At 35.6% G+C, this 16,561-nt stretch carries 14 protein-coding genes and 3 tRNA genes; 8 read left to right on the forward strand and 9 right to left on the reverse strand.

The window, feature by feature from the left end; all coding sequences use genetic code 11:
• Nucleotides 1-9 precede the first annotated feature (9 nt).
• Together LS65_RS07340 and LS65_RS07345 are read left to right on the forward strand one after the other, a co-directional pair.
• Nucleotides 10-2,379, forward strand: a complete 2,370-nt coding sequence (locus LS65_RS07340; protein ID WP_034362201.1) for a tetratricopeptide repeat protein — start codon at nucleotides 10-12, stop codon at nucleotides 2,377-2,379.
• A complete protein-coding gene (locus LS65_RS07345) occupies nucleotides 2,379-3,182 on the forward strand; it encodes a HesA/MoeB/ThiF family protein (protein ID WP_034362203.1) in 804 nt (267 codons plus the stop codon). The genes LS65_RS07340 and LS65_RS07345 overlap by 1 nt, the downstream gene beginning before the upstream one ends.
• A gap of 42 nt (nucleotides 3,183-3,224) precedes the next feature.
• Here the strand turns inward: LS65_RS07345 and glf are convergent, their stop codons facing one another.
• The 9 genes from glf to LS65_RS07390 form a co-directional block, all read right to left on the reverse strand.
• Entirely contained in the window at nucleotides 3,225-4,328 is a 1,104-nt protein-coding gene (gene glf / locus LS65_RS07350; protein WP_034362204.1) for a UDP-galactopyranose mutase, read from the reverse strand.
• Between the two features lie 12 nt (nucleotides 4,329-4,340).
• The gene (locus LS65_RS07355) at nucleotides 4,341-5,441 is read right to left on the reverse strand and encodes a glycosyltransferase family 2 protein (protein ID WP_138129815.1); all 1,101 of its coding nucleotides are present in this window, start codon (nucleotides 5,439-5,441) and stop codon (nucleotides 4,341-4,343) included.
• Nucleotides 5,442-6,590 carry a glycosyltransferase family 2 protein gene (locus LS65_RS07360; protein WP_138129816.1) on the reverse strand — a complete coding sequence of 383 codons (1,149 nt, stop codon included), beginning with the start codon at nucleotides 6,588-6,590 and terminating at the stop codon, nucleotides 5,442-5,444.
• The gene (locus tag LS65_RS07365) at nucleotides 6,590-8,059 is read right to left on the reverse strand and encodes an O-antigen ligase family protein (RefSeq protein ID WP_138129817.1); all 1,470 of its coding nucleotides are present in this window, start codon (nucleotides 8,057-8,059) and stop codon (nucleotides 6,590-6,592) included. The genes LS65_RS07360 and LS65_RS07365 overlap by 1 nt, the downstream gene beginning before the upstream one ends.
• Nucleotides 8,059-9,006, reverse strand: coding sequence for a DUF4422 domain-containing protein (locus tag LS65_RS07370; RefSeq protein WP_034362210.1), 948 nt, complete (start codon nucleotides 9,004-9,006; stop codon nucleotides 8,059-8,061). The genes LS65_RS07365 and LS65_RS07370 overlap by 1 nt, the downstream gene beginning before the upstream one ends.
• Before the next feature lie 2 nt (nucleotides 9,007-9,008).
• The gene (locus tag LS65_RS07375; protein WP_268903709.1) at nucleotides 9,009-9,779 is read right to left on the reverse strand and encodes a DUF4422 domain-containing protein; all 771 of its coding nucleotides are present in this window, start codon (nucleotides 9,777-9,779) and stop codon (nucleotides 9,009-9,011) included.
• Between the two features lie 8 nt (nucleotides 9,780-9,787).
• Complete coding sequence (locus LS65_RS07380) at nucleotides 9,788-10,000, reverse strand: hypothetical protein (RefSeq protein ID WP_138129819.1); 213 nt, start codon at nucleotides 9,998-10,000, stop codon at nucleotides 9,788-9,790.
• Nucleotides 10,001-10,064: 64 nt separating this feature from the next.
• Nucleotides 10,065-11,120, reverse strand: a complete 1,056-nt coding sequence (locus LS65_RS07385) for a bifunctional 3,4-dihydroxy-2-butanone 4-phosphate synthase/GTP cyclohydrolase II (protein WP_034360791.1) — start codon at nucleotides 11,118-11,120, stop codon at nucleotides 10,065-10,067.
• A gap of 166 nt (nucleotides 11,121-11,286) precedes the next feature.
• Complete coding sequence (locus tag LS65_RS07390) at nucleotides 11,287-11,724, reverse strand: Dps family protein (protein WP_034360792.1); 438 nt, start codon at nucleotides 11,722-11,724, stop codon at nucleotides 11,287-11,289.
• Nucleotides 11,725-11,922: 198 nt separating this feature from the next.
• Here LS65_RS07390 and LS65_RS07395 point away from each other — a divergent pair.
• From LS65_RS07395 to LS65_RS07420, 6 genes are all read left to right on the forward strand, one after another.
• Nucleotides 11,923-11,997 (forward strand) — tRNA-Gln (locus tag LS65_RS07395).
• Nucleotides 11,998-12,052: 55 nt separating this feature from the next.
• Nucleotides 12,053-12,129, forward strand: a tRNA-Met gene (locus tag LS65_RS07400).
• A gap of 84 nt (nucleotides 12,130-12,213) precedes the next feature.
• A tRNA-Arg gene (locus tag LS65_RS07405) sits at nucleotides 12,214-12,290 on the forward strand.
• Nucleotides 12,291-12,331: 41 nt separating this feature from the next.
• A complete protein-coding gene (locus tag LS65_RS07410; protein WP_138129820.1) occupies nucleotides 12,332-14,212 on the forward strand; it encodes a glycosyltransferase in 1,881 nt (626 codons plus the stop codon).
• A gap of 96 nt (nucleotides 14,213-14,308) precedes the next feature.
• The gene (locus tag LS65_RS07415) at nucleotides 14,309-15,403 is read left to right on the forward strand and encodes a glycosyltransferase family 4 protein (protein ID WP_138129821.1); all 1,095 of its coding nucleotides are present in this window, start codon (nucleotides 14,309-14,311) and stop codon (nucleotides 15,401-15,403) included.
• A complete protein-coding gene (locus tag LS65_RS07420; RefSeq protein WP_084707928.1) occupies nucleotides 15,400-16,560 on the forward strand; it encodes a GDP-mannose 4,6-dehydratase in 1,161 nt (386 codons plus the stop codon). The genes LS65_RS07415 and LS65_RS07420 overlap by 4 nt, the downstream gene beginning before the upstream one ends.
• The last annotated feature ends 1 nt before the right edge of the window (nucleotide 16,561 follow it).

A 16,561-nucleotide genomic window follows, 5' to 3' on the forward strand; every position in this document is an offset into this window, starting at 1 on the left:
GGAGTGTATGTGCAAAAATTTGTGGTGGCTTTTGTGTGTCTTTTTCCTTTCTATGCCCTCGGACTTGATGTTACAATCAATTATGGCAAAGAATTAAAAGAGTATTTTTCTGTGTTAAATATTGCACATAGTGAGCCCTTAGAATGTGTAGAAAACCATAACACACAAAATGAAGTTACTCACATTGTTTGCACTCTTGATCGCACACCTATTGCAAGTTTTTCTCCTACACAAACGCTTTTCTTTCGCTTTTGGAGTCGTGTGGTTGATGGAAGATTCTATCTCTACATTGAACCAAAACATAAAATCAAACTTTTTGCCACACCCAGTGATTTAAAGACATCTACTCTCATCACCAAAGAACAGCCACGCAAAAGTTCAGCTTGGCAAATTATCGGCTATCAAAATGAGATTCCATTCCTCAATGATTACGCACATCAAAAAAAGCCAAATGGCTTAAATTTTCCTATTAAAATTATTAAAAACAATGAACTCTTTTTTAATGATCTTGACATTAATAGAGGACCATTACACTATGATGAAGGTGAGGATTTTGCTACTTATAGCCAAATCAAAACTTTAATAAAAAATCACGCCCATATAGAAGCTGTAAAACTTATTGATGAGACGCTCACTGCTTATCCTAAAACAATTTTTGCAAAAGACCTTCTCCTCTTCCGTCTTCGCGCATTAGAGCATTTTGATTCTACTGAAAATAGTGATATGATCGCCGATATGGGAACAAAATGGATAAAAAAATACCCAACAGATGCAAATGTACCTGAAGTGCTTTACTATCTTGGCAATGCGTATGCAGAGATGAGAATCCCAGATGAGGCAAAATATTATCTTGAAAGACTGATTAGTGAATATCCGCAATCACACTATATGCCCCTTGCCAAAATGGCACTTGCAAAACACTTTAACAGCGGCACTGATGGAAAAGTCGCTACTAAACTCTTTGCTCAAGCCTATCAAGAAGCAAAAGACTTAGATAGTGCAAGTGAAATAGCAATCGAGTGGAGTAATTTTCATCTTATTCATCACGAAAAAGACCAAGCCCAAAAACTCCTTGAAACAATGTTAAAAGTCAATCCAAGCTACATTACAAAATATCCTATTAGAAATTATAATTTCTTAAAATTCCTAGCAGAAGAGGGGCTTTACCCTATCGCTGCAGCTCTTGGTGAATATCTCTACGAACATCTCCTAAGTGATGATATTAATAAAGAAGAACTTTTAAACAATGTAAGCTTATGGTATCAAGCTGCTAATGCCGTGCAAGATGCACATAGAATCAATAAAATTTTTATGCAAGAATTTGAACATCGCCCCTTGGCAGATGAAGTTAAAGAAAGAGATGATAAACTCCTCTTTGATTTAGCAGCTGATGAAAGTGCAGATTCAAAAATAGAAAAATATGACTATATTATTGAAAATTACGCCAATTCTCCCGAACAAGAAAAAGCATTTGCCCTTAAAGCTCAAACACTTTTTGACGAGGGTAAGTATGAAGAAGTTTTAGCACTTAAAGATAAACTTAAAAACACTCCACTCATAGGGCAAAGCTATACTGCAATGCTTAATAATGCTCTTAATAACAATGATTGTAAGAGTATGGCTTCTATCTATTTACAATATCCACAAGTGGAGATTGATAAAGACAAAAAAATGCAACTTTTTGACTGCTTTTATTCCCAAGCACTCAACAAAGAAGCAGCTCAAATCTCTGCAAATATGGCAGAGGATTCTAAAGATTTGTCCCAAAAGCTTGAATGGCTTTATCGTGATACATTAAATTTCTCTAAACTCGGCGATAGCAAAAGTGCGGCAAGGGCAGGACGAGATGCACTAGAACTTGCTAAAAATCTACAAAAAACACAATATTATGATGTGGGTTTTGTGCTTTTTGACGCACTCACACAGCTTAATGACAAAGAGAGTGCGCTCAATACTTATGCATTTTTGACAGCTAACCAAAAAGACAATCCCCAAATGTTTCGCGTAAATCTTAGCCTCCTCAAAGACGCAGAAACCCAAAGAGACGAGGCAGGTATTGAAATTTATGCTAAAGATATTTTGCGTCTGCAAAAGCTTACAAAAGATATGGCAGATTCTCCTTATGTGGATTTTGCTCTCACACAAAGCTACACGCGCACACAACGTATAGATGAGGCTATTGCTGTGCTTGACAATCTCCTCAATAAAAATATTAATGATGACAACAAACAAAAAGCACTCTACCTCAAAGGTTCGCTGCTTAAGGCTTCTGGACGAGACTCACAAGCTACTTTTGAGCAATGTCAGCTCATAGAACATAATGGTGCGTGGAAAAGCCTTTGCACACAAGCATTAGATATACTCAAAGGCAACCCTTAATGTATAACTTTACTGATGAGCAACTAAGAAGATATGCGAGGCATTTTCGCCTCAAAGAATGTGGATTCAAAGGTCAAGCTAAGATTTTAGAATCGAGTGTGCTTATTATCGGTGCAGGAGGGCTTGGCTCACCTGTGGCACTCTACCTTGCCGCCGCTGGTGTAGGGCATATAGGCATTATCGATGAAGACGCTGTGGATTTAAGCAATCTGCAAAGACAAATTTTACACACCACCGCAGAAATAGGCATTCCAAAAATAGAATCTGCCAAATCTAAACTCCTTGCGCTCAACCCTCATATTGATGTAAGCACCCACCACACTATGCTTAAAGCTGATAATGCGCTTGAGATTTTATCTCATTATGATATTATTGTTGATGGAAGTGATAATTTTGCGACAAAATTCCTTATCAATGATGCGTGTGTGCTTCTTAATAAACCCTATTCATACGGAGGGATTTTGCGCTTTAGCGGACAAAGTATGAGTATCAAGCCAAAGCAAAGTGCGTGTTATGCTTGTGTGTTTGATAGCCCACCGCCGGAGGGAAGTGTCCCAAATTGTGCGAGTGCTGGAGTATTTGGTAGCATTGCTGGAATCTTAGGAAGTATTCAAGCAACAGAAGTGTTAAAAATTATCACAAATATTGGTGAGCCTTTGTATAATCAGCTTCTTAGCGTTGATACGCTCACAATGAACTTTCGTAAAATCAAACTTAAACGCAATCCACATTGTAGGGTGTGTGGAGAAAATGGCATAACACAACTACAAGATTATGAAAATCCACAATGTGCCTTGCATTAAGTTGCTTTATTTTAATATGCATCTTTACCCAACATTATGAATCTACGATTTTAGATTCTCAAAAAAATTCAATGTAGCAGCTATTACCTTATCCATATCATAATAACGATATTCTCCCAAACGCCCGATAAAATCCACATTTTTAAGCTCTTTTGCCTTACGCGCGTAGGCTTCATATATCGCAGCACTCGTGGCATTTGGCACAGGATAATACCGCTCATCGCCTCTATGCCACGCTTTTGGATATTCAAAACTTACAATACTATGAGGTGTTTTAACATCTAAAAAATATTTATACTCGCCAATACGCGTATAATCATAATTATTTGGATAATTGATAACTGCCCCACTTTGAAAATACTCTCGTCCAAAGCGCATAAAATCAAAATGCAAACTTCTATAAGGCAACTCGCCTAATTCATAGTTAAAAAATTCATCAATCGCCCCACTATAAAAAACTCTATCACATTCAATAGAATCTGCTATATCTTTATAATCGTAATTTAGCTTTAAGTGAATAAGAGGATTTTCAATCATTTTTTCACACATTTTAGTATAACCCTGCATTGGGATTCCCTGAAATATATCTTGAAAATATCTATTATCGCGACTAATGCTTACAGGCACGCGTTCAAATACACTAGCATCTAACTCCTGTGGCACACATTGCCATTGCTTCAGCGTATAGTGCAAAAAGATTTTTTCATAAATAAAATCACTTAAAAACTTCAATTCTGGCACTTTTTGTAGTTCTAAAATAGACACTTTACTTCCATAGGCAAATTTCTCTAAAAGCATAGATTCTATATCTTGTGCTATTTTTGCAGGAAATGCCATATACAAAGAGTTAAGATTAAAAGGCACGGGGAGGAGATGTCCATCTACAAAAGCTTTGACTTCGTGCATATAAGGATAGAATCTACTAAATCTATTCACATACTGCCATACTTTTTTATCGTTAGTGTGAAAAATATGTGTGCCGTATTTATGCACCAAAATACCCTCATCATCATAATCATACACATTACCCCCGATATGTCCTCGCCTATCTACAAGCAGCACAGATTCTCCTCTCACATTTGCTAAACGCTCTGCAAGTGTAAGTCCTGCTAATCCCGCTCCTATAATGCAATTTTTGACCTTCATTTTATGCTCCTTTTACAAGTAATGTTTGCCATTGCTATACAAAGTTTTACCAAAGATTCTAATCACACTCCCATTTCTACTCAACCTTAGGCGAAAAATACCCTTTATATCACACACCCTAAAACTATTGAGTTTATGGAGCCAAAGTGGCACAAGTAAAATATAACGCATTTGAGCATAATGCTTTTTGTCGTAAAACATTGCTTTTGGGTAATGGCTTATACCTAAATCACACAATGCTATTTTTAAAGCTACAAATAATTGATAATACGCCTCATTAGATTTTAAAGTATGCAAATGCCATAGGCAAAAGCTTAATGTCCAATTCATAAAGCTTCTTTGCACTTGTGAGAAAATGCCCATCTTTATGAGCGAATCTCGCCATTTTGATACAGAAGATAAAAATAAAGTTGGAACTTTATCCCTGCTACTCTCTACTGAAGTGCTATGCTTACGATGAGTAAAAAGCACTTTTTCGCATACGCTTATAGAATCTGCTTGAACCAACGAGCTAAAAGTAAAAAGTAAATCATTACTTGATTTCACAGGCTCAAAACGCAAGTTATGAGATTCTATAAAGGCACGATTATAGAGCTTATCCCACGCCCAACCAACACAAAATCCAAAGATACAATCTCCCATATCCTTATAGTTAAAAATCTCTTTTTGAGGGAGCAAATCTAAACGCAAAGCCCAATCCATAGGCACTATATTGCCATTTTCACTTAACTCCTCACTTTTAGCTATAACGATTTGTGATTTGCTCTGCAATGCTCTTTGTAGAAGAGATTCTATAGCAAAAGAACGCATATAATCATCGGAATCAAAAATTAAAACCCACTCTCCCCTTGCTTTTTTTAATCCTGTATTTCTTGCTACACCTCCACCTTGATTTTCTTGCTCAAAGTAGCGGATTCGATAATCTTTTCTAGCATATTCTTGCACGATTGCTCCACTGCTATCCGTGCTGCCATCATTCACACAAATAATCTCTAGGTTTGTATAACTTTGATTGATAATAGAATCTAAACATTGTGCCACATACTTCTCCACATTATAAATTGGGATAACCACTGAAACTAAAGGCTTATCTTGGGGCTTAAACTCTCGCATTTATGCCGCCCTCACTGCTATAAATGCAAATTGTCGCTCTCTTTTTAAGTTGAGATTGAATAAAAGAGGAGCATAAGAGGCTACATTATACCCCCCCCCCCCCGCAGAATCTGCGCTATATGCAAATCTCTCATAGAATGTAATGCCAAAGAGTCTTACCACATTATATTCTTTGAAAAGTCGGATTCTAAACTCTCGCTCCAATGTCCCTTGCATTACATCTCTTTTATGTATAAATTCTTTCGCATTGTGAGTTTCCATAAAGACTTGCATTATCTTATCGTTACATACAATATCCCAAGCAATGCCTAAATTTCTAACCAAATTTTTAGCTTTTATAAAGAAAATTTCAGCATTAGAATGTTGCAGAGAAAAGCTATACAAAAGCTTGAAGGGTAAGCTATATTTTTCCAAAACTCCATATTGCTTATACCAATCATAAATTGAAGCAAAAGTATCTAAAGGTTCAAGCGGAAATTGTTGTGTTTGTTGCAAAATGCCTATGGTAGAATCTTGCCTTTGCCGATAATGATAAATACTTGTATTAATAAAACATATACGAGGCATAAAGCATAAATAGCGATACAAAAAATCAGAATCTTCAGCATTACTCCTATGAAGAGGAAAAATAATACCATAATGTTTAATAATATCCTTTTTAAATAAAATATGAACTGCATAATATTCAAAAAATTTTATTGTGCAAGGATTGAGTGTGAAAATGCCTTGTTTTTTTGCTTGATAAAGACAAGTTTCGCTATGTGTAGGATATTCAAATACAATATTTGTATTACACACGACATCACCATATCTTAAAGCACTTACCATTTCCTCTAAACAATCTAAATCAATATAATCATCAGCATCTAAAAAATAAATCCACTCTCCTTTTACTCTCTCTAATCCTACATTTCTTGCTATACTTTGTCCGCTATTTTGCTGCTCTATATAAACAATTCTGCAATCTTTTTTTGCATACTCTTGCACGATTTCTCCGCTAGAATCTGTGCTGCCATCATTCACACAAATAATCTCTAGGTTTGTATAACTTTGATTGATTACAGAATCTAGGCATTCTCTCAAATATTTTTCTACATTATAGATTGGGATTATTACAGATACGAGGGGACTTTCTTGAATCTCTTGCATTAACTATCCTTTAAGATTCTAAAATGAGCCAAAAATACACCACAAAGCACAAACAAAAAGATTTGTCCATCACGCACAGGGAAACAATCAAAAACATTTGCCACAATTAAGCCAAGCAATGCTAAACCTATGCTTCCGACAAATATATAGCTCGCATTTATAGAAGTAAAATCTTTAGAGCTAAAATCAATTTTTGCCTTATAGAGTGCATAGAAAAAATACCCTACAAATAAGCTAAATCCTATAAAGCCCACAAGTCCTAACTCAAACCACACCGAAGAGGGATAATTATGATTATGCGTGTTATGAGAAATAAAGGTATCCTTATAAGGAGCAAGTGAAAATGGGTGATTGATAGATTCGAGTGGAAAAATCTGCTGAATATTAAAAGGAAATTGCTGAAAATGATAGCCATTAGGGCGCAGTGGATTATCAACTATGGCAAGGAGCGTGGATTTGAGTGTTGAAACTCTAGCTAGACTTGAGTATTCCATATAAATTTGTGAATGCTTGTTGAGCGAATGCGGAGAACAAATAAGCCAAGGGTCATTTTGACACGCTCCATTGAGATACTGCCCCATTTCTGCCGGAGGTGTGTGCCATACCTGTGAAAAATTATTCACTATCTTATAAAAATTAAATCTATCCTGCCACGAGGAGCTGAAATGATAAAGCACAAAAGCACCAAAACAAAGAGTGATAAATAATCCCAAAAGAGCTATTTTTTTACGCTTATAGACAAAAAATGCAAGAGGCACACATATCATCACAATAAGTGCCAAAGCCGCAAATCTTCCACCATTACACACAAAGGCGTAGATTCCTAAAAGAGCGAATATGCCATAGATATATTTGATAAAACCCTTTGTCTTTAAAAAGCCTATATACGCAAAGCTAAAAGCAAAGAGCAAATAAAAACTATATCCCGTAGCAGGGATATGATAATGGGGTAACATCGCACGATAACCGAGCTTCCCACCACCATTAGCATAAAAATCATAAATTGTAACCAAAGGGTGATAGAAAATCACACAGCAAAGTAAAATAAAAAATATCCTCTGTTGGCTTTGCTTCAAAGAAAGTGTGAATAGAAAACTCATCATCATAAAAAGACTAGGCTCAAGCAGATACCAACGAATAAGATTCTTAGTCTCTGGCACATTCACTGCATACAAAAGTGAGATATACGCCATTATTACAATAATAGCCATAAAGCTAAGAGGCAAGATGAGGGCTTTGATAGCTTTCATATCTCGCCAAAAACAAAGTAGATACACACCGAATGCAATATACAGCAGTTGAATAGGGATTTTGATACTTATATAGCTATAAGAAAATGGCAAGATAGCTAGAGCAACTCCCGCAAGCAACATACAAAGCCATAAGACAATTTCACCGAGCCTAAAACGCGCTATTTTCACATCGGCAAGATTGAAAATCTTATTGCCTCTTTGAACTTTATTGCACATTAGGATTTAGCCTCATCTATATATTTTTTTATGACGCGTAACTTACACATATAGAATCTTTTAACATTACCCTCCTGCACCCAGCCTAACCATTTTCTTTTTGCCCTAAATTTAAAAAATACTAAAGGCACTTCTTTTATTTTAAGATTCTGTTGTGTTTTTATACAAGCAATCCATACATTGAATAATCGTTCTGCCAAAAATCCAAAAATTCTCGCTTGATAAGTATCATAATTTTTATAGGCACTCAAAGGCTCAATAGCAAATAAAATATCAAAAATCCACTTGCAATACTCAAAATATAAATACTTTTTCATAATATACATATTTGCTATATACCAAAACATAGGCTTTTTATTGAGTGTGTCTAATGCAATATCATACATTAATGGATATTTTGACTTAATATACTCTAAGGCTAAATCCATATCTTTTATATAATGCACCTCATCATATAACTCATATAGCGATAAATGCTGTGCTCTCTGCTTATTATCGTGGTCAATAACCAAAGTTGGAAGCACTATATCATAACCCTTTAGAGATTTAATAATATTTTGAGGATTAAGCCCATATTGCTGATAAAAATCACTTGAAAAACCTCTTATGGAATCATAATAATATTTTTGTGTTCTAGGCATATCAAAATGAGTAGAATCTCTAAAATCAAACACCCTCCGATAATGAAAAAGCCCATAATAATCAGAATCTAGATTCTTCCACGCCCAATACATTGCGGTGAGTTCGCAAAAATAAGGGTTAAGCTCACTAATATGCTCTCCATTATTATCATATAAAAGTGGCACTCCCACCTTTTGACAAAGTCGCTCCAGCTCGTTTTTTATCTGTGGTTTTGCATTTTCCGCACCCAAAAGTATAGGCTGCAAACATTCATTTGCAATAATGGGGCTTACTTTGTGATAACACACTAAAATTTTTATATTCATACTTACTCCTTATTAAGCTTTTGAGTGCAGATGTGGGGGGGGGGGGGCGAAATAGGTTTTTTGTATATGCGAAGAAATAAAAAATAATATCGCTCACAATCATTTGAGCTGACTTTACCAAAGAATTTGCTTTGCCTACTATAAAGGAGTTTGCTTTTTACTTCACGGACATTCAACTTACGCATTTTTAGCTGGTAGTGAAGCCATACATTAAAAAGCCACTCACCCAAAAATCCAAAAACTCTCGCTTCGTGGGCATTGTATGATGTATAATCAATCTGCTCTTGCAACGCAAAAAGCACATCAAAAATCCACTCACAATATGCAAAAAATACCTCTTTACGCCAAATTGCCATATTCCAATAACATATTTTTGCACCATTTGTAAAAAGTGTCTGCGTAATAGAATCTGTCATAAATGGATAAGTTTCTTTAATATAGGCAATCGCCTTATCTAAATCCTTTATATTATGCCCTCCACACGCAAAATTCTCATACGCGTTTATGTCTGGGCGCAAAGATAAGGCTTTAGGAATAATTATATCAATAGAAGAATCTTGCAAATATGAAGTGATAGAAGCACTATCAAGGTGATATTTAGCTATGGTGCGACTTTGGGGAGTGAAAGCTGATTTAAGTTTTGCAAAAAATGTATTTGATGTGAAGTCAAACACCCTCCGATAATGAAACAAACCATAATAATCTGCATCAAGATTCTTCCACGCCCAATACATTGCAGTGAGTTCGCAAAAATAAGGATTGAGTAAAGAAATTTCTTTTTTTAAGCTATAAGAGTATGCCCCCCCCCCCCCGAAATATCATCGTCTCTAGCAAGTTTTATCCCTTGTTTAGCACAAGCAAATTCTAAAGATTCTCGTATAGTTTGGTCTGCTTGTGTTGCACCTACCAAAATTGGCTGTAATATTTCATTTGCAATAATGGGGCTTACTTTGTGATAGCAGACTAGAATCTTAACTCTTGGGGACAATGGCATAACTTTCTCTAAAATATGGATTTCTAAAAGCGAGAATTATAAATAAATTTGTCTTAATATTATTTTATACCTCAATTTTTTCCACCAAATGCAAATTAAAACCACTAAGGGCGTTATACTCGCCCCTGTTTGCACTGCAAGAGCTAAGAAGCACAAAATCCTCAATACCCAATCTTTTAAGAATCTGTGCGCCGATACCAAAATCTTTCATATCGCCACAGGCTTTAGATATATGCAAAGAATGAGTGTTTAAAACTATCAAATAGCCACCTTGTTCTTTCAAGTATTCGATGCTTTTAAGAAGTGCGTTCCATTCTTCTGTATTTTCTAGTAATTCCAAATCACTGCGCATATTATGAAAGCGTATAAGTGGCTTTGTCTTATGCGGAGTTGAGGTAGAAAATGCAAAGGCAATATGCTCACGCTCTAAATGGTCTATAAAGGTAATTTTTTCGCACGCTACACCCATAAATACCGCATTTTTACGAGAAGTCTCACGCAAAAGATTCTCAAAATTAAGGCGATAATGAATAATATCAGATACATAGAGAATCTTAAGATTATGCAAAGAGGCGAAATCAAGCAAAAATTTATCCCCGCGTCCCGCCATTGTGCCATCTTTTTTCATAATCTCACAAATCACACTAATAGGTGCAACTCCTGCGAGACGGCAAATATCTACACTTGCTTCAGTATGTCCTGTGCGCACAAGCACCCCGCCCTCTTTGGCGATGAGGGGGAAAATATGCCCAGGACGCACAAAATCGCTTGGTTTTGTGTTGCTATCACACATAAGCCTAATTGTCAAATCTCGCTCATAAGCTGAAATGCCTGTCTTGGCTTCCTTTGCGTCAATAGAAATAGTAAAGGCAGTTTCGTGATTGCTGTCATTTTTTTGCACCATTGGTGGCAAATCAAGCTTTTTGGCAATCTCTTGGGTGATAGACACACAGATTAACCCTCGTGCTTCTTGTGCCATAAAGTTAATCTTTTGTGGTGTGGAAAAAATCCCTGCCATTACTAAATCACCCTCATTCTCCCTATCTTCATCATCCATTATGATAATCATCTCACCTTTTTTAATCGCCTCTATAGCTTCTTTCACGCGTTTTTGATACATTTTTAACCCTTAAATAAGTGTGTTAAATAATTATATAAAAACAAAACAAATTTGTTTGCAAGAATCTATATTATCTTTAATCCAATTGATTTATTGAAAGTTTTGAGGAATAAACAAAAACGATGAAAATTGCTAGATTCTCATCGTTTTTAAAGATTATTACAATTTAAGCAAGTGTAGCTTTAAGCATCCAAATAGCTTTTTGCAACTCACCCACTTTATCATCAGCATACGCAGCAGTTACATTATCTCCTGCCTTGTCTGCTTCACTTGAAAGATTTTCAAATGCTTTAAGGAAATATTCATAATCAGCAAGAATAGCTTTTAAAACATCTTTTGAAGTGAAACTTGTTTTACTTTCCTCTTTAATTTTTGCAGCTTTGAGCATATCTGCAAGTGTTACATAGGGCTTTTCACCAATTTGTAATATGCGCTCTGCAACATCATCAAAGACATCAGCAAAATTTTCATAAATTTCTTCAGTAGCTTTATGCGTAGGGTGAAAGTCCATACCCTTAACATTCCAATGAAAATTATGCACTTTGACATAAAACACTTCTGCATCAGCCTGAATTTGTTTTAATGTTTCTACAACTTTACTCATAGTCAATCCTTTAATTTTAAAATTTTCTCCCCGAAATCTCCAAATATTTTGTATGACTTGCAAGGAATACTTACATTCTAAACCATACAAGTAACTTCTAAGCAAATATGTTTCATTTTATTTTTTATAAATTATACGCCCCTATCCCTTGACAAACACATACAAAACTCATTATAATTACGCCTCACTTTTTGTTATTGGGGTATCGCCAAGCGGTAAGGCACCTGGTTTTGGTCCAGGCATTCAGAGGTTCGAATCCTTTTACCCCAGCCACTTCTTAAATACTTGCAGAGTTCTTTGTATCTTTTGAAGCACTTTTAGCTTAAGACGCGGGATAGAGCAGTCCGGTAGCTCGTTGGGCTCATAACCCAAAGGTCGGGGGTTCAAATCCCTCTCCCGCAACCAAATCCCTAAAACATTACTCTGCTTGAAAATTACATACATATTATGCTAAAATAAGCGTTTTGTTTTATCTTAAGACTTTTGTATGCGCTCATAGCTCAGCTGGATAGAGCAACGGCCTTCTAAGCCGTAGGTCAGAGGTTCGAATCCTCTTGGGCGTGCCACCTAAAGATAAAATCAATATTTATTCACTAAGGTTGTAATAATGAAAATAGTGCATCTTGTAACTCAAGATAATGGTGGAGCGGGTAGAGCTTGTATAAGACTCCACAAAGCACTATTAAAAGAAGGTGTAGATTCTATAATCCTTACACAAAACAAAACCACAGATTTGCCAAGTGTAAAACGAGTAGCCCAAAGCAAATTCCAAAAGGCTTTCTCAAAAATCCGCCCTTTTCTTTCACAACTTCCACTTATCCTCTATCCCAAGCGAAATAAAGACATATTTTCACCAAATTTACCATTTTTCACACCAAGTAATCGCATACTTTTAAAACAAATAGAGGATCTTAAGCCTGATGTCGTGCATTTGCATTGGATAGAGGGTGGGTTTTTTAACATCAAAGATTTAGAATCTATACAAGCTCCAATATTATGGAGCTTACACGATGCTAACCCCTATACAGGTGGTTGCCACATAGTGGCAACCACCTGTATAGGGGTTAGCAATCATTGTAAATCCTGCCCCTTACTTAAGTCAAAATTTCCTTTTGACATTTCATTTTGGACTTTTAAACGCAAAAATAAAACATATAACAAATTAAACAACCTCACCATTAATGGTTTATCTTCTTGGATTGCTTCTTGCGCTAAAGATTCTGCACTTTTAGGCAATAAACCCATTGTTAATCTCCCCAACCCCATTGACACAAGTATTTATCGCCCCATACACAAAAATCTAGCACGAGAAATACTCCATATTCATACACCAAAAAGAATCATCAGTTTTGGAGCTATTGGTGCTACTTCAACACCACGCAAAGGATTCTACGAGCTTAAAAGTGCTTTAGAATCTTTATCTAATGCACTTAAAGCACAATGTGAGCTTATTATTTTTGGCTCAAGTCAAGGAGAAAGTATAAACGGAATTTCTACATTCTTTCTTGGGACACTTCACGATGATATTGCTCTCACTTTGCTTTATAGCGCAAGTGATGTGTTTATTATGCCAAGCCTTGTAGAATCTTTTGGGCAAACAGCCCTCGAATCCTTGAGCTGTGGCACTCCTGTGGTAGCCTTTGATACAAGTGGTTTAAAAGACATTATCACTCATAAACATAATGGCTATCTCGCTAAATGCTATGAAATAGAAGATTTAAAAAATGGTATAGAGTGGATTCTATCCTTAAATACGAAAGACTATGCTGCATTAGCACATAATGCCCACAAAAGTGCGGTAGCACTTTTCGGATCGGACAAAATCGCACATTCTTATATAGATATGTATCAGCATTTAGCTGGGGGGGGGGTAGATAAATTACGAGTTACTACACTCGCAAAATCCCTCATACACACATTCTTCCCTCATCTTTCTACTCCACATACATACTATATTGGCTTTGGTGCGATCGGTGGGGCAGATACCACGCGCAAAGGATTCTACGAGCTTAAAAGTGCTTTAGAATCTTTACCTAATGCACTTAAAGCACAATGTGAGCTCATTATTTTTGGTGGAAATGCTCCAGAAATTAGTGGTATCAAAAAAACGCATATTTTGGGCTTTGTGTATGATGATAGCTCACTTGCTTTGGCATTCAATGCTTGTGATGTTTTCATCGCGCCCTCTTTAGCAGAAAATCTAAGCAATGTCATTATGGAATCTCTAAGCTGTGGCACGCCTGTGGTAGCCTTTGATATTGGTGGTAATAGTGATATGATTACACACAAACATAATGGCTATCTTGCTACAGATACGCACGATTTATCTGCTGGCATAGAGTGGGCTTTAGGCTTAGATTCACTAAGCGCACAAAGCGTAAGTTTTGCTGCTACTCAAAGTATCGCGACACAATTTGATACACCAAAAATTGCTAAAATCTATATAGAAGCTTATCGGCAACTAAGCGGGGGGGGGGGTAGTAGATAAAATTAGATATGTAATATACATATCTACACCCTCACTTTACCCCTCCTCTATTTATTCATCACAGATTCATAACTCATCTTACTTAGGTGGCAATATATGCGTAGCCTAAGTCCGATAAAGGTGCTTTATTCTCATGATATTTTTTCAATTCAATTTGTTGGAGGAATTTCACGATATATTTTTGAACTCTATATACGAAACAAAAACGCAAAGATTCCTCTTCTTTATAGTGAGAATCTCTATCTTAATAAGTTTAAAAAACGAGCCTATTTCAAAGGCAAACATAAATTCATCTCTTTATTTAATGAAGTTTTTGAACGCATTGTATTAAAAACTCATTATTTTGATATTTATCATTTAAGCTATTATAAACACTTTGCAAAACCGTACAATGCCATTGTAGTAGTAAGTGTCTATGATATGATTCACGAAATCTATGCTCAGACATATTTCAAACACGATACTCAAACCTCTACTCTTAAAGCATTGAATTGTGCGCAAGCTGATGGAATTATTGCTATTTCTCATCAAACAAAAAAAGACCTGATTCATATTCTACATATTCCACCACATAAAATAAAAGTCATTTATCTCGGGCATAGCTTAAAGAAACAAGTGTCAAAGATTGTGTTACCAGATTCTTATATTCTTTTTGTAGGAAACAGAGGTGGTTATAAAAATTTTCATACATTTGTATCGGCAATGAATCTTATAGCCCAAAAATATCCATACATCAAGGCTTTATGCGTTGGGGCTTGTTTTAATAAAGAAGAGACAAAGCTTTTAAATACCTTAGGATTGCAATCTCATTTTGTAAGCTACGAGGCACAAGAAAATGAACTCTATACTCTATATACTAATGCGCTTTGTTTTGTTTTTCCTTCATTATACGAGGGCTTTGGCATACCTATTTTAGAAGCGTTCTTCGCACATTGCCCTACCATAATAAGCAATATAGAAGTATTTAGGGAAATAGCACAAGATTGTGCATTATATTTTGACCCAAACAACCATCAAGAACTAGCCAATCACATAGAGAAACTTATAAATAATCCCCAATTAAGAGAATCTCTCATTTCTCTTGCAGACAAGCGTTTGGAACATTTTAGTTGGGAAAAAACATATAGTCAAACTCTTAACTTTTATCAAGAGCTTATGGCACAAAAAAGCACAAATAGGAACAGAAAATGAAAAAAGCACTCATTATTGGAGCAAGTGGGCAAGATGGTTATTTTTTAATGAAATTATTACTTGATAAAAATTATGAAGTGCATATTATGGTGCGTCATTTGCCTAAATTTAAGCATTTGGCTTTTGTGCATTATGATGATTTATATTTTATAAATAGAGAAAACAAAATAATATTCCATTATGGAGATGTTACGGATTCAAGCTCTATAATAGAGATTCTGCAAAAAGTGAAACCAAATGAGATTTATAATCTTGCTGGAATTTCGAATGTGAAAAAATCTTTCTCTATGCCACAAAATACTGCGGATTCTATTGCTATTGGCACATTAAGAATTTTAGAAACAATACGAAGTATTGGACTAGATTGCAGATTTTATAATGCTGCAAGTTCAGAAATTTTTGGCAATGCTAAAGGCATACAGAATGAAAATACAGCTTTTGACCCAAAATCTCCTTATGCCATAGCTAAATTATACGCATTCTATATGGTAAAACATTATCGTGAGGCTTATGGAATATTTGCGGTTAATGGAATTTTATTCAACCACGAATCCCCACTAAGAGGAGATGAATTTGTAAGCAAAAAAATTGTAAAGGCAGCTGTAGCTATTGCTTATGGATTACAAGAGAAACTCTATCTTGGAAATCTTAATTCAAAGCGAGATTTTGGATACGCAAAAGACTATGTAGAGTGTATGTTTCTTATGCTGCAATATGATTTGCCTGAAGATTTTATTATTGCTACTGGAGAGCAACATAGTATTAAAGAATTTTGCCAAATCGCATTTTTTAAAATGGGTATAGAGCTAGAATGGATTGGCTCAGGAATTGATGAAAAAGGCATAGATAAGCAAAGCAAAAAGATTCTTATTGAGATTAACCCAAACTATTTCCGCCCACTTGATATTGCAAGTAGTATTGGCGACAGCTCAAAAGCTCAAAGCAAGCTTGGTTGGAACCCAAAAAATACAAGTTTTGAACAACTTATTGAAATTATGATTGAGAGTGAAAAGACTCAGCAATTAAATGGGGGGGGGGTAGTAGATAAAATTAGATATGTAATATACATATCTACACCCTCACTTTACCCCTCCTCTATTTATTCATCACAGATTCATAACTCATCTTACTTAGGTGGCAATATATGCGTAGCCTAAG

This window comes from Helicobacter japonicus (genome assembly GCF_000762845.2).
In the GTDB taxonomy this organism is placed as follows: domain Bacteria; phylum Campylobacterota; class Campylobacteria; order Campylobacterales; family Helicobacteraceae; genus Helicobacter_C; species Helicobacter_C japonicus.